This window comes from Aureimonas phyllosphaerae, from assembly GCF_900113065.1.
Lineage (GTDB): Bacteria > Pseudomonadota > Alphaproteobacteria > Rhizobiales > Rhizobiaceae > Aureimonas > Aureimonas phyllosphaerae.
In genome coordinates, this window is the sequence record NZ_FOOA01000001.1 from 288134 (window position 1) to 308475 (window position 20342).

A 20342-nucleotide genomic window follows, 5' to 3' on the forward strand; every position below is an offset into this window, starting at 1 on the left:
ACCCGAAGCCCCGCGCCCTTTCAGTCTAGCGCCGTCACGTCACTCCGCGGCCTGCGCCACGCTCTGGCGCGGCATGCCGCGCAGCACCTTGTCGAGCGTCATCGGGTAGTCGCGAACCCGCACGCCGCAGGCGTTGTAGATCGCGTTGGTCACCGCCGCTCCGACGCCACAGATCGCCAGTTCGCCGATGCCCTTGCCGGCCAACGGGCTCGCCGCGTGGTCGCGCTCCTCCATCAGCACCACTTCCAGCTGCGGCACGTCGGCGTTCACCGGCACGTGGTACTCGGCAAGGTCGTGGTTGACCATCAGGCCGGTGCGCTTGTCGACGACGAGTTCCTCGGTCAGCGCCGTGCCGATGCCGAAGATCTGTCCGCCGTAGCACTGCGAGCGCGCGGTCTTCTCGTTGAGGATCCGGCCCGCCGCCGCGACGGTGAGAAGCCGCCGCACGCGCGTCTCGCCGGTGTAGGCGTTGACCGCCACCTCGCAGAAGTGCGCGCCGTAGCTCGCCTGGTGGGTGTTCTCCGACGTCTTGCCCGGCTTGAACGTGCCCGTCACGACAATCGGCTCGCCGGCCAGGATGTCGGCAAAGCTCGTCTGGCGGTTGCCGGCGATCGCCGTGCCGTCCTTCAGCGTCACCTCGTCCGGCTTTACCTTCAGCTTCTTGGCGATCGCCTCGACGATGCCCTCGCAGGCGACGAAGACCGACGAACCAGACGAGTTGGCACCCCACGAGCCACCGGAGCCCGGCGCATCCGGGTCGTTTGAGTGGCCGAGCCGAACCGAAACTTTCTCCAGCGGCAGTCCCAGCACTTCGGCCGCGATCTGCTGGAGGATCGTATAGGTGCCGGTGCCGATGTCGGTCATGTTGGTCTCGACCAACGCCTCGCCCTCCGGCGATAGCGTGACGCGGGCCGACGACTGCTGGATCATGTTCTTGCGCGAGGCCGAGGACATGCCGATGCCGACCAGCCACTCGCCTTCGCGGCGCGTGCACGGCTGCTTGTTGCGCTTGTCCCAGCCGAAGCGCCGTGCGCCCTCGTCCATGCATTCGACCAGCTTGCGCGAGGAGAACGGCAGGCCGTCCTGCGGATCGACCTCCGGTTCGTTACGCTTGCGGAACTCGATGGGATCGAGGCCGAGCTTCTCGGCCATCTCATCCATCGCGTTCTCGAGCGCGAGCATGCCGACCGCCTCGCCCGGCGCGCGCATCGACGACGACAGGAGAATATTCACGTCGGTCTTCTTGTGGGCGATCAGCCGGTTCTCGCCGCCGTAGAGGAAGACGGTCGAGATGCCGGCCGGCTCGAAGAACTCGTCGCCCGGCGTGTTGCTGGTGATGGTCTCGTGGCCGATCGCAGTGATCACGCCGTCCTTCGTGGTGCCGAGACGCACGCGCTGAATCGTGTCGGAGCGGCGCGACGTCGCCTGGAACACCTGCTGGCGGGTCAGCGCGATCTTGACCGGACGCCCGATCTCCTGCGCCGCCATCGCGGCGAACACCGACTCCGGCCCGATGCCGAGCTTGCCGCCGAAGCCGCCGCCGATATAGGGCGCGACGATCTCGACCTTGGACTTCGAGATGCCGAGCGCCTTGGCGAGCTGGCCGACATTGGTGGAGACGAGCTGGTAGCAGCCGTAGAGTTTCAGCTTGTCGCCGTCCCAATGAGCCACCGCCGCGTGCGGCTCCATTGCCGAATGGCTCTGGCTCGGCGTCGTGTAGGTCGCGTCGAGCGTGACGGCGGCCTGGCTGAACGCCTTCTGGAAGTCGCCCTTCTCCGTCACCGACGGCATGGCGCCCGGCGGCGGCACGTGGCTCTCGTCCTGCAGGGCGATCGGGTCGAAGCGCCCTTCGTCCTTCTCGTACTCGACGTCAACGAGCTTCGCAGCGTCGCGCGCCACCTCGAAGCTTTCGGCCACCACGAGGCAAAGCGGCTGGCCGTAATGCGTCACTTCGCCGGCGGCGGGCTTGGGCGCGGGATCGTTTGGATCCGCCGCCGCCCGCGGGCTGCGCTTGTCGACGATCACCGTCAGCACGCCCGCCGTCGAGCGCGCCCGCATCGTGTCGATCGACTTCACCTTGCCCGCCCCGATGGTGGACAGCACGATGTAGCCGAAGGCCACCTTCTCGCCGGGGAGATTCTCGTAGGCGTAGGGCGCGCGGCCCGACACCTTGAGCGGCCCCTCGAACCGGTCGACGCCCTTACCGAGAACGTTCTGAACGGCGTGGTCGAGACGCGTCTCGCCGATCGGCTCGTCCATCTTGTAGCTGTGGGTCGTGTCCATCAGGCGTCTCCGCGCGTGGCGTCAGCGAGGACCGCGGGAAGCGTCCGGCGCACCAGGTCGATCTTGAAGTCGTTGTCGCCGTAGCCCTTGGCATCCTTGAGGAGGAGGTCGGCCGCCCGCGCGAAGACCACCTCGCCGGGCGCCTCGCCGATCAGCACCTCTTCCACGCCCTTCGAGCGCCACGGCACGGTGCCGATGCCGCCGAAGGCGAGCCGGACGTCGGCCATGCGCCCCGCCTCCATCCGCACGACGGCGGCGACCGAGAACAGCGCAAAGGCGTAGGACGCCCGGTCGCGCACCTTGCGATAGAGATGGCGCCCCGCCAAAGGTTTCGGCAGCCGGATGCCGGTGATGAGCTCGCCGGGCTCGAGCGAGGTCTCGATCTCCGGCGTCTTGCCGGGCATGCGATGCAGTTCGGCGATCGGGATCGTGCGCTCGGACCCGTTCGACTTGATCGTCAGCACCTCGGCGTCGAGGAGGCGCATCGCCACCGCCATGTCGGACGGGTGCGTCGCAATGCAATGATCGGAAGTGCCAAGAATGGCGAGGATGCGGTTGAAGCCGTCGCGGCCATCGCAGCCGGAGCCCGGCTCGCGCTTGTTGCAGCGCGCGCTGGTCTCGTAGAAATACCCGCAGCGGGTGCGCTGGAGGAGATTGCCGCCCGTCGTCGCCTTGTTGCGGAGCTGGCCGGACGCGCCCGACAGGAGCGAACGGGACAGGACCTCGTAGTCTCGGCGGATGCGCTCGTCGGCGGCGAGTTCGCTGTTCGAGACGAGGGCTCCGATGCGCACGCCCTCGCCGTCCGCCTCGATGCTCTTCAGCGGCAGGCGCGTGATGTCGACGAGGCGGCTTGGGGTCTCGACCTGCAGCTTCATGAGGTCGAGAAGGTTGGTGCCGCCTGCGATGAACTTCGTCGCGGCATCGGCGGCGACGGCCGCGGCTTCCTGCGTGCTTGAGGCGCGCTGGTAATCGAAGGTCTTCATGCCGCGCCCTTTCCGTGGGCGTCGCGGATTGCGTCGACGATGTTGGGATAGGCCGAGCAGCGGCAGAGGTTGCCGCTCATGCGCTCGGAAATCTCGGCGTCGGTCAATTCCACCTTGCCGTCGAGCGTCTCGGACGCATGGCTCGGCCAGTTGTCCTTCGCCTCGCCCAGCATGCCCACCGCCGAGACGATCTGACCCGGCGTGCAGTAGCCGCATTGGTAGCCGTCGTGGTGGAGGAAGCTCTCCTGCATCGGATGCAGGTGACCGGGCGCGCCAAGGCCCTCGATCGTGGTGATCTCGTCATCCTCGTGCATCACGGCGAGCGACAGGCAGGCGTTCACGCGGCGCCCGTTGATCAGTACCGTGCAAGCGCCGCATTGGCCGTGGTCGCAGCCTTTCTTGGAGCCCGTCAGCGCGAGGTGATCGCGAAGAGCGTCGAGCAGCGACGTGCGGACATCCACGTCAAGATCGTGCTCCGTTCCGTTGACCTTCAATCGCATGGGTGCCCCGCTCTCTGTAACGTTTCCAAGTTCGGAACGCAGGTGGAGCGTGTTGGATGCGAGGAAAGGAAGGGGACTGTGCTTTTTCGCGCGTCAGGCCGTCGCGGGCTGACCGATCGGGCGCGCGATTCGACCACCGGTCAGCGGTTCGGGTGCGCCGGTCGTCGAGGGGAAGCTGATCGGAAGGCCGCGCAGGACGCGGACAGCGAGAAAGGCGAAACACTCCGCCTCGATCGCATCGCCCCGGAGGCCCAGCGCGTCGGCATCCACCGTCTCGGCACCGGTGCGCCTGGCAATCTCGCGCATCAGGACCGGATTGCGCCGCCCGCCGCCGCCCACCACGAGCCGCGTCGGGCGCTTCGGCAGGAGGTCCAGCGCCTTGCCGATCGCCCCGGCCGTGAAGGCGGTCAGGAGCGCCGCGCCGTCCTCCAGCGACAGGCCGTCGGCCATGCGCGCGGCGAAGTCGTTGCGGTCGAGGGATTTCGGATAGGGCTCCGCAAGGTACGGATGGTCGAGAAGCTTTGCCAACCGCTCCTCGTCGACATGGCCTGCGGCGGCGATCAGGCCGTCGCGGTCCATGTCCTGCCGGGCGCGGGCCTGCACCCAGTCGTTGAGCGGCGCGTTGGCGGGACCCGTGTCGAAGGCGTGCATCTCGCCGTCGGCCGAGATCCAGGTGATGTTGGCGACGCCCCCGAGGTTGAGGAAGGCCGTCTCCTCGCCCGCGCCGATCCGCGCGAGAAGGGCCTTGTGGTAGATCGGCGCCAGCGGAGCGCCCTGCCCGCCGAAGGCCACGTCGCGGCTGCGGAAATCGAACACGACGGGAATGCCGAGCCGACGCGCCATCTCGTCGCCGTCGCCGAGTTGCCTCGTGTCGCCGGGGCGCTCGGGCGTCGCCGCCCGATGCAGCACCGTCTGCCCGTGAAAGCCGACGACACCGCAATCGACGGACGGAAGTCCCTCGTCCTCGAGGAAGGCAGCCACCGCATCCGACTGCGCCGCCGTCAGCGCCTCTTCCGCCGTATCGAAGATCGCGGGCTCCGGGCCCTCGAAGTTCCAGCGGGCGGCGGCCGCCAGCGTTTCCTTCAGAAGAGGACGGATGTCCTTGGGGTAAGGGGCCAGCAACGTCGGCCCGAACTCGTGGATGGTCTCGCCGTCCGTGCAGAGCATGGCGATGTCGACATTGCCGTCGAGCACCGTCCCGGTCATCAACCCGATCGCCCACATCGACATCGCATTCGTCTCCAAAGTCTGGCCGTCCGCGACTCGGACGCCGCCAAGCAAGGCTGTGGCATGCCTTGCCCGGCGCCAAGCTGACGGGCCATCCCCGATCGCGCCGGTCAGGTCACGATGGCGCGATCCGTCACCCGCCGCCACGCGGCTCCGTCGCTGAAGGCGAGCACCGCTCCACCAGCCGCATCCGACACCAGGATGATCTGTCCGGCGCCGGCTTCCGCTGAGGGAAGCGCCGCCTTCAGATAGGTTGCGACGCGCACCGCGCCACCCACGTCGAGCGCGCAGACCGGCTCGGAATCGTGCGCCACCGACAGAAACCCGTCGGCTGCGCGCGCCGTCAGGATGGGTGTGAAGCTCGCGCCGTCGGTGGACAGGCGGATCGAGAACCGCTCATCGCCGAGAAGGCCGATCTCGGCGCGTCCCGAAAAGCCGGTCTGGAACAGGACGGAGGCCACACGGCCGGCCCCCTGCCGGTTGATGACCTTCCGGGCGTCGCCCGACCCGGGCGTGCGGGCGTCGAAGGTGAGAAGCTCGGCGTCGGCTGCGACGGTCAGGCGGTTCGCGTCCGTTGGCAAAGCGTTGATGCCGAGGCGGTCGATCTCGCTCGCTGCGAACGGGCCGGCGCCCCACGCCTCCCCGTCGAACAGCACGAGTGCGCGCCGGTCGGCAACATAGGCGATCTGCCCGGGCACCGGTTGCATCTCGACGAACGCGCCGTTCTCGACCATCGCCAGCGCGCCGGGTTGCATCACGCCCCAGCGCGCGCCCGTCGCGCCGGAAGGCAGGATGAAGAGATCGCCTTCCCCTGCGTCCTCCGGTTCGACGGCGAGACTGTCGCTGACGACCGCCGTCTGGACCAGCACGTCGAGAAGCCGGAAGGCGTCGTTGAGGGTCAGATGCCGCTGCGCCTGCTGAGGCATCAGCAGCGGAAGGGAAAGACGGGGAGAGGTGGACATGGGAGGGCTCCTTGTTGGGAGCCAGCATCCTTGAGGTCGATCAGGCGCGATGGGATAAGTCGGGCGCTGATAATGTTCCCGACCCTCCCCGTCTTGGCAGTCTCAACCTCGGTCTGTAATCATTCCTTGCCGAGAAACAGCGTGACCAGGGTTGCCGCATCAGGCACGCCAGACGTTGGTAGCTTTCGTGCGGTCTGAAACGCCGCCAGAGCCTTTGCAGTCGCCGGGCCGAAGGCGCCATCCGCTGCTCCCGTCAAGAAACCATCCTGTTTGAGTTGCGCCTGAACCGCCTTCAGCGTCTCGGTGCGGATGGTGACTCGCTTGTCTCCTTCACCGATTTCGCTGAGCTGCGAACTCATGGTCTGGATGCCTGATTTCATCCGGTCCACGAGCCCGGCGGTCGAACTTTCGACCAGACTCGTCGGATTGTCCCGGCAGACGCTCACGACGAGATGGGCTAGCGTCTGATTGTCCGAGATCGGCATGACCTCGAATGCCCCGGGCGTGGTGCGGTTCGCATGGCTGATATAGCCTGCGACCCAACTTCCGAGAACGGCGACGACGGCCGGTCGTTGCGCCTCATCATCATAGGCTTTCGCGAGCGCTTCGCACGACTGCGCGCCGAGCCCGCGCACGGAGAATTCGTTGGTCGAGGTGGCGGCCTCTGCCGTATTGACGGCTAGGAGCGTCAGGCAGGAATAGAGAAACGAGCCGAAGGGGCGCATGAGGTTCACCAATCGGGTTTTGGTTGAAAACGGCGTCGGGAGGAGACCGCGAAGCCTCCTCCCAGGGTTGTAGAGAGGAAACCGCCGTTCACGCGGCGGCTTCCGGCCGATCAGCGCGCGGAGCCGTAGAAGGACCCGACATTGCCGCCGATCGAGTTGATCGCGCTGTTACCCGTTGCCGAAGCCGAGATCCGGTTGCCCGTAACCGCAGCCGACAGGCCCGAGCCGAACTGCGAGTTGATCCCGATCTGCGCGCCCGTGACCGCCGACGTAACGTTGCCGCCCGCCAGATTGGTCTGCACGTTGTTGATCGCCGCGCCGCCGTAGGAACGACCGCTGCCGGAGTTGAGCGCGATGCGGTTGACCGCCTCGTTCGCAACGCCCACCGCGCCGATCGAATTGCCGCCGACCCGCTGCGAGCCGAGCGAACCCGCGCCGCCGTTCAGGCTCGTGATCCCCACCGTGGCGTTGGTCACCGTGGCAAGATGCGCGCCGCTGTTGCCCTGCACGCTCGTGATCGCCAGCGGAGAGCTGGTGGTCCCGGCGCTCGACGCCGAGCTGATGAGGCCCGTGCCCGTCGAGTTGAAGGACGCGACGTTCAGGGCGTTGTTGGCGCTGTTGCCGCCGGACAAAGCGGTCACGGCGTTGCCGCCGACCTCGCCGCTGTTGTTCGCGGCATTGCCGTAGAGCGCGGCCACTGCGGCTCCGGTGACCGAAGAGCTCGAACCGCCGGTCGCGTTCTGTGAGTTCAGGATCGAAGCGTTGGCCAGACCCAGCGTTCCCTGCGCGGCCAGCGAGACGCTGTTCGACGCCGAGTTCGAGATGGCGGTCGAGGTCAGATCGTTGCCCGTGATCGCGAAGTTCGAATTCGCGCCGGTCCCTTCCGACAACGCCACCGTCGCATTGGTCAGCGACGACGTCACCGAACCGGTCGCGCTCTGCGAGTTCACGGCGGCAAAGCTGGCGGTGGTCAGCGGGAGACCCGGCACCACCGAATCCAGCCCCGCCACTGCCGCACCATTGCCCGCAAGGCCGAACGCATCGATCTGCACGGCATTGGCGGCCGTGTTGCCGATCGCCAGCGACGTCAGCGCGTTGTTGCTGAGATCGACCGAGGACAGAGACGCCGAGCCGAGAGGCGCCGTGACGCTGACATTCGAGACGGTGCTCGTCACAGCTCCGGTTTTCGTCTGGTTGCTGAGAACGGCTGCCGTTCCGTTGACCCGTTGCGCCGGCGCATCGTTCGGACCCGAGACCGCGACGACGTTGGTCGCGGTGTTGCCCCGGGCCGCGCCGCCGATCTGGTTGCCGGACAGGCTGATGTCGCTGCCCGTGATGGCCGCCGGCGCGGTGATGTACGCGCTGACGAAGTTCACGTTGGATGTGACCGTATTACCGGACGACTGCACCGCAACCGCCGTGAGGTCGGCGTTCGAACCGGCCAGAACCAGTCCGAGTGCATTCTGGACGCCCGCCTGTACCGGTTGAACGATCCCTTGCGTTCCCAAACTGAACGTATCGAGGAAGACGCGATTGCTGGCCGCATTGCCCGTCGCCGAGGCGGTGAGCAGGTTTCCGTCCACCGCGAGCGATCCGCCGGAGACGGCGCCGCCGGCCACGATATGAGCGCTACTGTTGGCGTAGTTCGCGGCCACCGCGCCCGCGTTGGCCTGTTCGGCGCGCAGCGCCATGGTTCCGTCGAAGCCGAAGGCCTGCCCTTCCACCGCGTTCCCGGCATCGTTCACGCCGCCGAAGACGAGCGAGTCCGTCCGGTTTCCGGTGGCGGCCACGTCATAGACGTTGCCCTGAACGGCCAAGTCGGAGTTGGTGACGGCACCGAAAGCGTCGATGAAGGCCGAGCTATCGTCCTGATTGCCGTTCGCCGTGATCGCGCCGAAGTTGACCTGTTCGGACAGGACGCCGAGGCCGGCCGAGACGGCTTGGTTGGCGTTGAACCCCTGGCCGACATTGCTGCCGGAGCCGAAGCGGAACGTGTCGACCGCCAGGCTGTTGGTCGCCGCGTTTCCGGTCGCCAGCGAAGCGACGCGATTGTCGGAGTTGGCAATCGAGCTGCCGGTGACGGCACCGTTGAGGGACGTTTCGATGTCGGTGTCGTCGAAGGACGAGGTCGCGCTGCCGGCGTTCGCCTGCGACGACAGAATGCCGTAGCTCGAGGTCAGGAACGAGGATCCGACCGGACCAAGGGCTGCGACGCCGCGTCCGTTCGCCTCGATATCGAACGCGTTCGAAACCGCGATCGAATTGGCCGCCGTGTTGCCTCCTGCCGAGGCGATCAGCTGGTTTCCGGTGGCGGTCACGGCGCCGTTGGTGACGCTGCCGACATCGATCGTTACGTCGGGGTAGGTCGCGTCCGCGAAGGTGTTGGCGAGATTCCGCTGATTGTTGAGGACGGCGGCGTTCGCGTCGACCGTGCGACCTTCGATAACGATCGTGTTGGCGGCAGCCTCGTTTCCGCTCGCAAAGGCGCCGAGCGTATTGTCGCTCGAGGTGAGCGAACCGGTGACGGCGCCCCCGAAGGTTTGAACGTTGGTCTGGTTGAGGGTTGCGGTCACGGGGGCGGCGGAGACGGCGTTCTGGTTGTTCACGACCGCCAGATCAGCGCCCGTGGCAACGGACACCACTCCGTTCGTCGAGACCGCCGACGGCACGAGCGTCGCGGACCGCACGTCGAGCCCGTCGATGCGGATGCCGTTGAGTTCGGACCGGTTGACCCCGGCCTCCGCCGCGATGCGATTGCTCGAATTCGTCACTGCGCCGGCAACGTTGTTGCCAGCCCGGTCGAGCACCACGTCGGAGTCTGCAACGGTGGCCCGGACAGCTGCGGTCCCCGAGGCGGACTGGTCGTTGACGACGGCCGCGTTGCCGTTCAGCACCGTGGCTCCGGTCTGCGTCAGCGGAATGGTGCCGGTGACCGCCGCGACCGTCACGGTCGGATTGAAGCGGATGAAGTTCTGCGTCGAATTGACCTGCGAGGCCGCCTCGATCGAGTTGTCGGTAACGGCGGTCGACGACGTGGTGCCGGCCAGCGAGGTGGGACGAACGGCGATCCGGCTGTTGCTGACCGTGGATGTCATCGGGCTGGCGACGACGGCAGCCTGGCCGTTGGCGACCACGGCGTTGGCCGAAGCCAGGAGCGAGCCGCCGGTGGCGTTGATCGTTCCCGCCACGGCGGGTCCGACCGGGGCGATGCCCGCGATGGCATTTGCCGACACGTTGCCGTTGGCAAAGGCGCCGATCTCGTTGTTGGTCACGGCGTTCGACGCAACCGGGGGAAGGCTTCCGCCCCCGAGCCCGGCACCGACCTGCGCCGATGCGACGCTGGCCGAGATCGCGCCGGCCTGCAGCGACTGGCTGGAGCCGACCGCGAGACCGTCCGCCACGGCATTGAAGGCGTTGTTGGCGAGCGACGACTGGATCGTCGAGACGCCAGAGTTGCCGGTGGCCGTCGCGACCGTGCTGTTGCTGTCGACGAGCAGGTTGCCGCCCGGCTGCGTGCTGCCGATCCCGGTGCCGACCGGCGTCTCGATGCCGATCGTGGTCCCGGTCAGAAGCGGATTGCTTCCCGTGACCGGCGTTCCGGGCGCGTAGGACGCGCTGAGCGCGGCGCCGACGAGCGTCTGGGCGTTGACGATCAGCTGCGTCCCCGAGCCGACCTGCCCGACCGTGGCGAGCGCCGACGGCAAGCTGATGGTGGCGGCGTGGGCCAGGCCGACGGTCGCTCCGATCGCCACCACGCTGGACGCGCCGAGCAGCTTCAGCCGACGATGATTGTTGTTGGTCGTCATCTCAGTCTCCGTCTCCTCCGCTCGCTTTCCAGCGATGCGTTCGGCTCCTGTTGCAGTGGGGTTTCCTGTCGGCGCCCACCTCGCCGCATGCGAAGCTTCGTGTTCAGTACTGACCGAAGACGCCGGGCGTCGTCGGCCGCACCTGCGCCGGGGCGCCGGGTGTTTCGAGCAGGCTCTCACGGGCGAGAGCGGCCTGTGTGCTGGGACCTGAAAGGGCCGCTGCAGGCCCCGTCGCGGCAGCGGTCGGAGACGCCAGCGTCACGGCGGGCCGCGCCGCCTGCGGCGGCGGCAGCGTGCCGGTCGTCCGCGTCACGCCGGACGAAACGGCGGCTCGGCGGACCGGAGGGGGAAGCCTCGGCGTCGGCGGCGTCTTGGAGACAATCCGCAGATCGTCTTTCGGGCCGGTCTCGAGGCAGGCATAGGGCGAAACGTTCGTGGTCCGGGCGAGGAGTTCGATCGTCGCCGCCTCGAGCGTGGTTCGCACGCCGAACTGAAGCGGCTCCTGGTTCTTAGCCCCGAGATTGATGTCAAAGAGGTCGCTGCCGAAGAAGCGGAAGATACCGAACCCGACCTCGTAACCCGTAATCTGCTTGGACATCGACACTGTGTGGCTCACCACAAGCGTTTCCGTGGAGACGATCCGCAGATCGACGGCGATGTTGAGCGTGTAGACCCGCGCCTTCGGCCCGACCAGGTTGACGTTGGCTTCCACCCCGCCGGAACTGATGTTGTAGTTCAGCTCGGTGATGCCGCCGATGATGAAGTAGTCGGAGGCCCGGATCGAGCCGCCGAAATAGGGTTTGTAGGGTACGAGAGCTCCATTCGGCCCGAGGGGATACTGCTGTCCATCGCCGAGCTGGCGACGATCGAGATAGATCAACTCGGCTTCGGCGACGCGCGTGTCGAACCGCTCGTGGAGCGTCACTGCGTCATTCATCTTGCCGATGGCCGAATACACCATCAACGCGCCGCCCTGCGTGATCGCGGCGCCCTCGTTCTGGTTGTACTTGCCGGTGTAATCCTTGATGTCTCCAACGGCGACACCAAGCTTTCGTCGGCTCGACGAGCGGATTTCATCGCCCAGACACGCCAGCGCTTCATTGTATGGCGTGACGTTGGATCGTACGGCTGGGCCAACGACGACTGGCGCCTCCCCCGGCGCGATCTGCTCGTGCTGTACGCTCGCGCAGTTCGACAACGTCAGTGCGGCAGAGACGAGAGCCGCAAACCTGAACTTACCCGAAATCATTCGTTTCCCTCGTGGTGCCGGCACAGCGCGCGAGACCAATTCCCTGCCGTTTCAGTTCAGTGCGCCGCCGGCGCCACCGAAGGAGCAGGCTTCGCTCCCCGCAACGCTCGCCTGCTGATTGCCACCATTGGCCTGCTGATTGTTGAGGGCCTGCCATGTGCGCCCGCCGTTCGCCGCGATCACCCCGCCGCCGGCCCCGACCGCCGAGTTGGCAACGCCCGAGGTCTGACTTCCCGAATTCTGCTGGCCATTATTGAGGGTGCTTCCCGGCACGCCGCCCGTGTTCGAAGCCGCGTTGCCGGTAGCGCCCGAGGAGATCCCAGCCTCGTTTCGGGTATCGGGAGACGAGGATCGGGCGGACTGACCGTTATCGGCGGCATTGCCCGTTGCACTCGACGAAACCTGGCAATTGAACTGGCGGTCGATATTCGTCGTGCTGTAGACGTTCGTGTTCGGATTGAAGCTGTCGAAGTATCCGCCCCGTTTTCTTTCAATCAGATCGAGGTTCACCGAGAGGTTCGCTCGGTCAGCGCTCGTCCGAAACTGCCAGGGACCGCTCTCACCGTAGCCTTTCGCCATCGAGGGGGTCGCTATGATGACAAAAAGGTGAGCTACCAGAATTATCTGCCGACCCCTTGGAACATCCAACATTTTTGTAAGTTCTACGGACATCGGGATGCTCCATAATCGGTACCGATCAGATAGATGAGCGCCAGACATCGATCCCGCGCCATTGCAGGCGGGCGAAAGAAAGCTCTTGTTCTGACTGCTCGTGCCGTACATCCGAATTCGAAAACCATTCGGGGCGTACGGGCCTGCTTCTACGAACGATGATGCTCGTCGGTCTTCCGCGCGTTCCGGGGAACGTTAGCGACGTCAGCCGAGCTCAGCGTCCACGCCATAGGCCACAACCTATCGACGAATTGCAACTTATAAGTGCAATCAGGCCGCACTAATCCTCGGTGATCATCGCGGGTGTTGCCGTTGGGGAACACGAACGGCTCTGGTCTCGCGGCCCGCGAGATCCGAGAGCCGGCAAAGAGGTCGGCAATCGCCGCTTCACAAGTGATGCTGCCCAGACGAGATCGGCCCGAAATGGGGCCGATTGGATTGAGACAGGACCGTTTGTTTGGAGGTCTGCCGTGCCTCGACATCCAACGAATGATACCGTCACGAGGGCATGCAGTTTGACTGCGTTTGACTGCTCATTCCCGGGGTGTCTGCAGCCTATCGACCGATGTCTGAGGCCGCCCTCGACGACTGCGACCCTCTCCGGTGCCCCCTGGCTTCAGCGGTCATCCGTTTTATTCGGCTCGAAGTTACGGACCACGACCCGGCCCGCAGTGTGACGCTTCAGATCGGCGAGGGCGTTTGTTCAGGGCGCGAACGGCCTAAAGGACGTGAGTATCGACATCAGCCTGAGACTTGCCGCGCGGCGGGATCTGGATGTCGTCCGGCGCGCCGACCATGCCGGCGGCGCCCTGCGCGGTCATGTCCGGCTTCAGGCGCTGCTCGCGCAGGAAGATGAAGACGCCGGACGCGGTGATCACCGCCGCACCGATCAGCATCGAGATGCGCGGTGTCTCGTCGAAGATCACGACGCCGAAGAGCAGCGCCCAGACGATCAGCGAGTACTGGTAGGGAACCACGGTCGAGGCAGGCGCCAGCGTCAGCGAGCGGTTCACGGCCGAATGCGCGGCCATCGCCACGATGCCGAGCAGGAACAGGAACCCGAGGTCGAAGGCGGACGGCGTGACCCAGTGCATCGGCGCGAGGATCGCTCCGAACACGAGCGCCATCACCGTCTGCCAGGTGATCAGCGTGGTCTCGCCGGCTCCTGCAAGGATCCGCGTCGAGATCATCAGGAGCGCGTAGCAGAAGCTGCCCGCGACCGCGATCAGCGCCGGCCAGCCGGCGCTCGCAAGGTCCGGCCCCAGCGCGATCAGCACGCCTCCGAAGCCGACCAACACCGCGCTCCAGCGCACCCAGCCGACCCGCTCCTTCAGGATCAGCGCGGAGAGAGCGGTCACGTAGATCGGCCCGGCGAGGTAGAAGGTCATGACGTTGGCGAGCGGCAGGTAGCTCAGCGCCCAGTAGAAGAAGCCCGTTTCCATCGCCGATCCGGCAGCGCGCAGGAGATGCAGGCCCGGCCGCGCCGGACGCACGACGCTGCGGACATCGACGCGGCGGATGAACGGGATCAGGATCACGAGCGCCGAGACGCTGCGCAGCATCAGCACCTGCCCCACCGAATAGGTGCCGACCAGCCACTTGCCCATCGCATCGTTCACCGAGAACATGAAGCAGCCGAGCAGCATGAAGCCGACGCCCCAAAGGGCTGCCGTGCGGGAGTGTGAGGCGCTGGCAGGCGACGACATGGAGACTCGCAGTTGATGAAGGCCGGCAGGTGGACAAGGCTGGGTTACAGCCCCTCGTGCGCAGCGTCCATCGCGAAGGCCCCGTCAGCCGGACACGTTTCGTAGCGGACGACTGAGATAGCGCGAGCCGGCCAAGCCGAAGCGCCACGGCTCGTCGATCGCCTTGGTGATGCCGATCCTCGGCCCGACACCAACGGGCCCCGGCGCCGCGGCCTGGCGGAAGAGAAAGGGCGGCTCGTCGATCGCCAGGCCATCATGGCCGGCGTCGATGCCGAGCGCCTGGGTCAGCCGGCCGGGGCCGGCGCACAGAAGCCTCGGCTCATCGAGGCCGCGCCTTCGACCCATGGCATCCAGCCCGGCCAGCGGCTCGAGCGCCCTCAGCAGCACGGCGCTGCCGGGCTCCGTGCCATCGCAGACGATGTTGAGGCACCAGTGCAGCCCGTAGGAACGGTAGACATAGGCCCGGCCGATCGGACCGAACATGGCGCGGTTGCGCAAGGTCTCGCCGCGGAACGAATGCGATGCGGCATCGCCGGCGCGGTAGGCTTCAGTCTCGACGATGCGCCCGCCCACCCCGTCGAGATAGAGTTCGCAGCCGATCAGCGCGGCCGCCAGCGAAACGGCATCCTGTGCGAAGAATTCGTCGGATCGTGGCGGCATGGTCCCCTTGTGGCGAAAGCTCCGGGGCGCATCCGTTCCGTCTTGACAGCGCCGCCCGAGCGTCCGTATATCGCCCTCAACTCGCCGCACGACAACGGCGGGCGCTTCGGATGTGGTCGAGACCGATCCTTCCGCCTTGGCAGTGTAGCTCAGTTGGTGAGAGCGCCGGATTCATAACCCGGAGGTCGGCAGTTCAAATCTGCCCACTGCTACCAAACCTTCCGATACGCCTCTCTGCGCCGCGAGTGGCCCTGGTTGCAGCTACGCAATCTCAAGACCTGCCGCGTAACGTCCTCATGACATTGGACGATATCGGGCGGTCTATGCTCAAGAACACGATGCGCTGGCTGACCCTTTCGTCGGTCGGTTCCGAGATGGCCGCAAAGCAGTTCGAGGAACTGCGCTCGCAGGTGCCGCTCCTCTATGCGCTTCTCAGCGTCAATGCGCTGGCGCTCGGCTACACGCACTACGGCAAGGCGCCGTTCTGGATGTCGGTCCTCGCGCCCGGCTCGCTCGCCCTCTTCGGCGCGCTGCGAGGGGTTGCATGGCTGCGCTACGACGTGAAGGCCTTCGAACACGCCGACATCATCCGCCTCCTTCGCCGAACCGCCGTGCTCGGCTGCCTCCTGTCGGTCGCCTACATCCTCTGGTCGCTGCGCCTGACGCAATTCGGCGGGGCGGATGAGCGGGCGCATGTCGCCATGTTCGTCGGCATCACCGTGATCGGATGCATCTTCTGCCTCAGCCACCTGCCGCAGGGGGCCGTTCTCGTCGCGACCTTCACGACCATCCCCTACCTCCTGTTCTACCTCCTGGCTTCGAGGAGCACGGTCTACATCGCGATCGCGCTGAACATCCTCCTTGTGACGCTCGTCGTCATGCGGGTGCTGATGAACGGGTTCTCGGCCTTCTCCAAGCTCGTTCAATCGCAGAGCGAGACGGCCCGGCTGAACCGCGAGGTGACGATCCTCGCGCACACCGACCTCCTCACGGGCCTTCCGAACCGGCGGCTGTTCTTCTCGGATCTGCGGCAGCACATGACCGGTCGCGATCCGTCGAGCCCTGCCCTCTCGCTCGGCGTGATCGACCTCGACCGGTTCAAGGCCGCCAACGACACCTACGGCCATCTCGTCGGCGACCAGATCCTGGCACAGGTCGGCGTGAGGCTGGCAGAGGAATTCGAAGACAAGGGAATCGTGGCGCGGCTCGGGGGCGACGAGTTCGCGTTCATCGTCGAGGCCGATGGCGAGACGGCGATCGGGATGATGTCCGGCGTCTGCGAGCGCCTCGCCGAACCCTACGTGACCGATGGCGTCACCATCTCCATCGGCGCTTCCTGCGGCATCGCCACAGTGGTGGGCGTCAAGGTCGACGCTTCGGCGCTCTACGAACGGGCGGACTACGCCCTCTACACGTCCAAGAACTCGCGGCGTGGCCTGCCGACCCTTTATTCCGAGGCGCACGAGGCCGCCGTCCGATCGGACCGGGCGATCGAGGCCGCCCTGCAGGCCGCCGATCTTGATCGTGAGCTGACGATCCATCTTCAGCCGGTGGTGAACTCACAGAGCCACGCGCTTTCCGCCGTCGAGGTCCTGGCGCGCTGGACGTCGCCGACGCTCGGCACGATCAGCCCCGCCGTCTTCGTGCCGGTCGCGGAGCGCACGGGCATCGTCCACCGCCTCACCGTCAAACTGTTCGACAAGGCGCTCGCGGCGGCGGCGGACCTGCCGGATACGGTCGCGGTCTGTTTCAATCTCTCGGCCCACGACCTGACATCGCCAGGCACGATCCTGTCGATCATCTCCGCCCTGCGGAACTCGGGGGTCGCACCCTCGCGCATCGTCTTCGAACTGACGGAAACGGCGATGCTGCGGGACTTCGAGGCGGCCCGCGAGGCGCTCGGCGCACTCAGCGCGCTGGGTGCCCAGGTGGCGATCGACGATTTCGGCACCGGCCACGCCAGCCTCAGCTATCTCCGCGAACTGCCGATCCGCCGTGTGAAGATCGACCGCAGCTTCGTCAGCGGCGACAAGGCCCTCGCCCGGCGCGATCTTCTCGGCGCCGTGATCGCCATGTGCCGCTCGCTGGACCTGCAATGCGTGGCCGAGGGCGTGGAGACCGAAGAGCAGATGGCGTTCCTGCGCGAGGCCGGATGCGACGCGCTGCAGGGCTATCTGATCGCGCGGCCGATGCCCGCCGCCGACCTCTGCACCTGGATGGAAACGCCTCGCGCCTTTGCCGCCGCCTGACCCCTCGCGGCTTGCGAAGCCTTGTCGCCGAGGCTAGGCAACGCGCCAACGAGGTTGCGGATGGAGCTTTCATGACACCGCGCGTTGCCGTCATCGGCTGTGGCCATTGGGGTCAGAATCACGTCCGCACGTTGAAGGAGATCGGCGCGCTCGCCGCCCTTTCCGACGCCGATCCCACACGCGCCGCAGCGCTCGCCGAGCGTTTCGCCGTGCCGGCGGTCTCGCTCGAGGCGCTCCTTGCCGATACGGCGATCGACGCGCTGGTGCTCGCGCTGCCGCCCTCGCTGCACGGGCCGACCGCGCGTCGCGCCTTCGCTGCCGGGAAGGATGTCCTGATCGAGAAGCCGATCGGGCTCGACGCGATCGATGCGGCGGCCACCGCGAAAGCCGCGGCGGATGCCGGCCGTATCCTGATGGTAGGCCATGTCCTGCGCTTCCATCCCGTCTTCGAGCGTCTGGAGGCCGCGGTCGCCGAAGGCCGCATCGGCACGCTCCGGCACATCATCTCGACGCGCCTCGGCCTCGGTCGCTTCCTCGGCATGGACGCGGTGTGGGACCTCGCCCCGCACGACCTGTCGCTGGTGCTGCGGATCGCGGGCGAACATCCCGCCTCGATCGAGACGCTGCGGCGCACCGTGCTCAGCGACGAGACCGACGTCGCCGACATCGCCCTCAGCTTTCCATCGGGCGTCGGAGCGGAAATCCACGTTTCGCGTGTCTCGCCCTTCCGCGACCGTCGCTTCACGGCGATCGGAACCGAAGGCATGCTGTGCTTCGACGATCTCGCTCCCGAGGGACAGAAGCTCGCCTTCTACGGTCACCGCGTCTGGCGCGACGGCCGGGCGTTCGCCTTCCAGTCCGCCGACCCGGAATACATCGAGACCGAGCCCGGCCTGCCGCTCGACCGGGAACTGCGTCACTTCCTCGAGTGCGTCACCACGCGCCAGCCGCCGCGTACCGGCGCGGACGAGGCGGTGGAGACGGTGCGCATCCTGGAAACGGCCTCGCCGCGCTCGGGCGCGTAAGGCGTCAGGCGACGAGGCTCTGCGAGCCGTCGTCCGACAGCGCAGCCCGCTCGGTGCGCGCGATCACGCCGCCGCCGAGCACCTGCGCGCCCTCCCCTTCGCCGGCATAGAAGACGCAGGCCTGGCCGGGCGAGACGCCGTCTTCCCCGGCCAGCAATTCGACCACCGGCGCCCCGTCGGCGCCGCGCGAAAGCCGCGCGGGCGCTGGTGGGCGGGTCGAGCGGATGCGCACGAAGAGGTCCATGCTCTCCTCATCGCCCGCCGGCATCGGCGCCGTGCCGAGCCAGTTGACCGAGCGCAGCGTCAGCCGCCGGGTCTCGAGCGCAGAGCGGGGCCCGACGACCACGCGCGCCGCGCGCGCATCGATGCCGACGACATAGAGCGGCTCACCCGACGCGATGCCGAGGCCGCGCCGCTGGCCGATCGTGAAATGGACGATGCCCTGATGCCGCCCGAGCGGCCGCCCGTCGACATGCACGATCTCGCCCGGCTCGCCGGCATCCGGGCGCAGGCGCGAGATCACGTCGCTGTAGCGACCATTGGCGACGAAGCAGATGTCCTGGCTGTCGGGCTTCGAGGCGACGCCGAGCCCGAAGCGCGCCGCGATCTCGCGCGTCTCGGGCTTCGTCAGGTGCCCGAGCGGAAAGCGCAGGAAATCCACCTGCTCCTGCGTCGTGCCGTAGAGGAAGTAGCTCTGGTCGCGGTCGAGATCGGCCGGCCGATAGAGGCTGCGATGATCGCCGTTCGGACGCGACAGGATGTAGTGCCCGGTGGCCAGCGCGTCGGCGCCGAGCTCGCGCGCGGTGGCCAGGAGATCGCGGAACTTCACCGTCTGGTTGCACGCGACGCAGGGAATCGGCGTCTCGCCCGCGAGATAGCTCGCGGCGAAGGGATCGATCACCGCCTCGCGGAACCGCTGCTCGTAGTCGAGGACGTAGTGCGGAATGCCGAGGATTTCGGACGTCCGGCGCGCGTCGGCGATGTCCTGGCCCGCGCAGCAGGCGCCGGCGCGCTTGGGCGTCGCGCCGCCGTCGTAGAGCTGCAGGGTGATTCCGACGACGTCGTAGCCCTCCTCCTTGAGAATCGCAGCGGTGACCGACGAATCGACGCCGCCCGACATGGCGACCACGACGCGCGTCTCGGCGGGCGCCTTCGGCAGGTCGAGACTGTTCAGCATGGCAGGCAAACTCTCATGCGCCGGCCGGGCCGGCAGGTAAGCGCTTCTTTTACTCAGCCTGCCGGAACGTGCCAACCATCGGATCGCATTCGCGTTCTCGGCACCGCGAGACCACAATTCCATCTGGGTGGGCCTGAAGCTTGATTCAACCTGTTATCGAATTGCTAATAAGGGCTTAGCGGAATGTTTAGAGCCGCCGGTCTAGCTTGAACGTGGCGATTAGGTCTTTGCGTAGTGTAGAGAGTTCAATGACCGATCAGGTTAGACCAAGAGTGAAATACGTCATTGGCCCCGATGGGAGTCCGCTGACGATCGCCGACCTCCCGCCCTCCAATACGAGGCGCTGGGTGATCCGCCGCAAGGCGGAAGTGGTCGCGGCGGTGCGCGGTGGGCTCCTCAGCCTCGACGAGGCTTGCTCGCGCTACACGCTGACCGTGGAAGAATTCCTGTCGTGGCAGGCGTCGATCGACAGCCACGGCCTGGCCGGGCTGCGCACGACGCAGATCCAGGAATATCGCAAGAAGATCGATCTGCACTGATCGATCGGCACGCGAGGGAATCGAAGGGCCGGGCCGCAGGGCGCCGGCCCTTTTTCATGCCGCGGGGATAGCTCGTGCCCCGCACGAAAAAGGCCCGGTCGCCAGAAGCGGCCGGGCCTTCGTCGAGAATCGTGTGCGGCGGGGATCGTCAGGCGACGGCGGTGCGCCGGTCCTCCCCGGCATCGCGCTGCTCGAGCTTCTCGGCGTTGACGAGTTCCGCCTCGGCCTCCTCGAGCGCGATGCGCGCGGCGTTCATCTGGATGCGCAGGTCGCCGGCCGAATTCGTCAGGTTGTCGCGGCGGGTGCGCGCGGCCTTGGCGAAGGTCGGGTAAGCGAAATGGTTGAGGTCCGTGATGCCGGACTTCTTCTCCTCGCTCGCGATCTGGGCGTCGAGCTCGCCGGCCATACGCTCGAACTCGTTCAGCATCATCTGCAGCTGGTCTGCCTGACGGCGCTTCTCGGCCACCTTGAAGCGCGCCAGCCGAACCAGGTTGTCACGTTTGGCCATGACGCCCTCATCTCCTGTGTTCCATAGGGATTCTCGACATGAACCCCCGTTTCGCGACGCTCGTGCGGCTT

At 66.7% G+C, this 20342-nt stretch carries 16 protein-coding genes and 1 tRNA gene; 4 read left to right on the forward strand and 13 right to left on the reverse strand.

Translation table 11 applies throughout. The features are described from left to right. Positions 1-39: 39 nt before the first annotated feature. The 11 genes from BM175_RS01425 to BM175_RS01475 all read right to left on the reverse strand — a co-directional run bounded on the left by BM175_RS01425 (position 40) and on the right by BM175_RS01475 (position 14773). Entirely contained in the window at positions 40-2283 is a 2244-nt protein-coding gene (locus BM175_RS01425) for a xanthine dehydrogenase family protein molybdopterin-binding subunit (protein WP_090958287.1), read from the reverse strand. Beyond that, a complete protein-coding gene (locus tag BM175_RS01430; RefSeq protein ID WP_090958289.1) occupies positions 2283-3266 on the reverse strand; it encodes an FAD binding domain-containing protein in 984 nt (327 codons plus the stop codon). The genes BM175_RS01425 and BM175_RS01430 overlap by 1 nt, the downstream gene beginning before the upstream one ends. Then, on the reverse strand, positions 3263-3766 hold the full coding sequence (locus BM175_RS01435) for a 2Fe-2S iron-sulfur cluster-binding protein (RefSeq protein ID WP_090958291.1): 504 nt from the start codon (positions 3764-3766) through the stop codon (positions 3263-3265). The genes BM175_RS01430 and BM175_RS01435 overlap by 4 nt, the downstream gene beginning before the upstream one ends. 93 nt (positions 3767-3859) lie before the next feature. Then, the gene (locus BM175_RS01440) at positions 3860-4996 is read right to left on the reverse strand and encodes an anhydro-N-acetylmuramic acid kinase (RefSeq protein WP_090959080.1); all 1137 of its coding nucleotides are present in this window, start codon (positions 4994-4996) and stop codon (positions 3860-3862) included. 107 nt (positions 4997-5103) lie between these two features. Further along, positions 5104-5955 (reverse strand): DUF2793 domain-containing protein, encoded by an 852-nt coding sequence (locus BM175_RS01445; protein WP_090958293.1) that lies wholly within the window; start codon positions 5953-5955, stop codon positions 5104-5106. Positions 5956-6074: 119 nt separating this feature from the next. Beyond that, entirely contained in the window at positions 6075-6689 is a 615-nt protein-coding gene (locus BM175_RS01450) for a peptidoglycan-binding domain-containing protein (RefSeq protein WP_244545839.1), read from the reverse strand. Between the two features lie 101 nt (positions 6690-6790). After that, a complete protein-coding gene (locus BM175_RS01455; protein ID WP_090958295.1) occupies positions 6791-10486 on the reverse strand; it encodes a beta strand repeat-containing protein in 3696 nt (1231 codons plus the stop codon). A 103-nt stretch (positions 10487-10589) separates the two neighbouring features. Then, positions 10590-11735, reverse strand: coding sequence for a CsgG/HfaB family protein (locus BM175_RS01460; protein WP_090958296.1), 1146 nt, complete (start codon positions 11733-11735; stop codon positions 10590-10592). Positions 11736-11786: 51 nt separating this feature from the next. Next, positions 11787-12245 (reverse strand): hypothetical protein, encoded by a 459-nt coding sequence (locus BM175_RS01465; protein ID WP_210185754.1) that lies wholly within the window; start codon positions 12243-12245, stop codon positions 11787-11789. An 881-nt stretch (positions 12246-13126) separates the two neighbouring features. After that, positions 13127-14113: a DMT family transporter gene (locus BM175_RS01470; RefSeq protein ID WP_090958299.1), complete on the reverse strand. Its 987-nt coding sequence runs from the start codon at positions 14111-14113 to the stop codon at positions 13127-13129. A gap of 84 nt (positions 14114-14197) precedes the next feature. After that, the gene (locus BM175_RS01475; protein ID WP_090958301.1) at positions 14198-14773 is read right to left on the reverse strand and encodes a DNA-3-methyladenine glycosylase; all 576 of its coding nucleotides are present in this window, start codon (positions 14771-14773) and stop codon (positions 14198-14200) included. A gap of 138 nt (positions 14774-14911) precedes the next feature. Between BM175_RS01475 and BM175_RS01480 the strand changes: the two genes are divergently transcribed. From BM175_RS01480 to BM175_RS01490, 3 genes are all read left to right on the forward strand, one after another. Beyond that, positions 14912-14988: transfer RNA gene (locus BM175_RS01480), tRNA-Met, on the forward strand. 108 nt (positions 14989-15096) lie between these two features. Then, positions 15097-17022, forward strand: a complete 1926-nt coding sequence (locus tag BM175_RS01485; RefSeq protein WP_210185755.1) for a putative bifunctional diguanylate cyclase/phosphodiesterase — start codon at positions 15097-15099, stop codon at positions 17020-17022. 71 nt (positions 17023-17093) lie between these two features. After that, positions 17094-18047: a Gfo/Idh/MocA family protein gene (locus BM175_RS01490; protein WP_090958303.1), complete on the forward strand. Its 954-nt coding sequence runs from the start codon at positions 17094-17096 to the stop codon at positions 18045-18047. A gap of 4 nt (positions 18048-18051) precedes the next feature. Here the strand turns inward: BM175_RS01490 and mnmA are convergent, their stop codons facing one another. Then, positions 18052-19224, reverse strand: a complete 1173-nt coding sequence (gene mnmA / locus BM175_RS01495) for a tRNA 2-thiouridine(34) synthase MnmA (protein ID WP_175526724.1) — start codon at positions 19222-19224, stop codon at positions 18052-18054. A 248-nt stretch (positions 19225-19472) separates the two neighbouring features. Here mnmA and sciP point away from each other — a divergent pair, with 248 nt between their 5' ends. After that, the gene (gene sciP / locus BM175_RS01500; protein ID WP_090958305.1) at positions 19473-19763 is read left to right on the forward strand and encodes a CtrA inhibitor SciP; all 291 of its coding nucleotides are present in this window, start codon (positions 19473-19475) and stop codon (positions 19761-19763) included. A gap of 148 nt (positions 19764-19911) precedes the next feature. On the opposite strand, the gene BM175_RS01505 is transcribed toward sciP, so the two are convergent. Continuing rightward, positions 19912-20271, reverse strand: coding sequence for a flagellar export protein FliJ (locus tag BM175_RS01505; RefSeq protein WP_090958307.1), 360 nt, complete (start codon positions 20269-20271; stop codon positions 19912-19914). Positions 20272-20342: the final 71 nt, after the last annotated feature.

Excerpts from the sequence above, each read along its gene's own strand:
- BM175_RS01425 (WP_090958287.1), bottom strand. The coding sequence starts at position 2,283 with ATGGACACGACCCACAGCTACAAGATGGACGAGCCGATCGGCGAGACG.
- BM175_RS01430 (WP_090958289.1), bottom strand. The coding sequence starts at position 3,266 with ATGAAGACCTTCGATTACCAGCGCGCCTCAAGCACGCAGGAAGCCGCG.
- BM175_RS01435 (WP_090958291.1), bottom strand. The coding sequence starts at position 3,766 with ATGCGATTGAAGGTCAACGGAACGGAGCACGATCTTGACGTGGATGTC.
- BM175_RS01440 (WP_090959080.1), bottom strand. The coding sequence starts at position 4,996 with ATGTCGATGTGGGCGATCGGGTTGATGACCGGGACGGTGCTCGACGGC.
- BM175_RS01445 (WP_090958293.1), bottom strand. The coding sequence starts at position 5,955 with ATGTCCACCTCTCCCCGTCTTTCCCTTCCGCTGCTGATGCCTCAGCAG.
- BM175_RS01455 (WP_090958295.1), bottom strand. The coding sequence starts at position 10,486 with ATGACGACCAACAACAATCATCGTCGGCTGAAGCTGCTCGGCGCGTCC.
- BM175_RS01460 (WP_090958296.1), bottom strand. The coding sequence starts at position 11,735 with ATGATTTCGGGTAAGTTCAGGTTTGCGGCTCTCGTCTCTGCCGCACTG.
- BM175_RS01470 (WP_090958299.1), bottom strand. The coding sequence starts at position 14,113 with ATGTCGTCGCCTGCCAGCGCCTCACACTCCCGCACGGCAGCCCTTTGG.
- BM175_RS01475 (WP_090958301.1), bottom strand. The coding sequence starts at position 14,773 with ATGCCGCCACGATCCGACGAATTCTTCGCACAGGATGCCGTTTCGCTG.
- BM175_RS01485 (WP_210185755.1), top strand. The coding sequence starts at position 15,097 with ATGCTCAAGAACACGATGCGCTGGCTGACCCTTTCGTCGGTCGGTTCC.
- BM175_RS01490 (WP_090958303.1), top strand. The coding sequence starts at position 17,094 with ATGACACCGCGCGTTGCCGTCATCGGCTGTGGCCATTGGGGTCAGAAT.
- mnmA (WP_175526724.1), bottom strand. The coding sequence starts at position 19,224 with ATGCTGAACAGTCTCGACCTGCCGAAGGCGCCCGCCGAGACGCGCGTC.
- sciP (WP_090958305.1), top strand. The coding sequence starts at position 19,473 with ATGACCGATCAGGTTAGACCAAGAGTGAAATACGTCATTGGCCCCGAT.
- BM175_RS01505 (WP_090958307.1), bottom strand. The coding sequence starts at position 20,271 with ATGGCCAAACGTGACAACCTGGTTCGGCTGGCGCGCTTCAAGGTGGCC.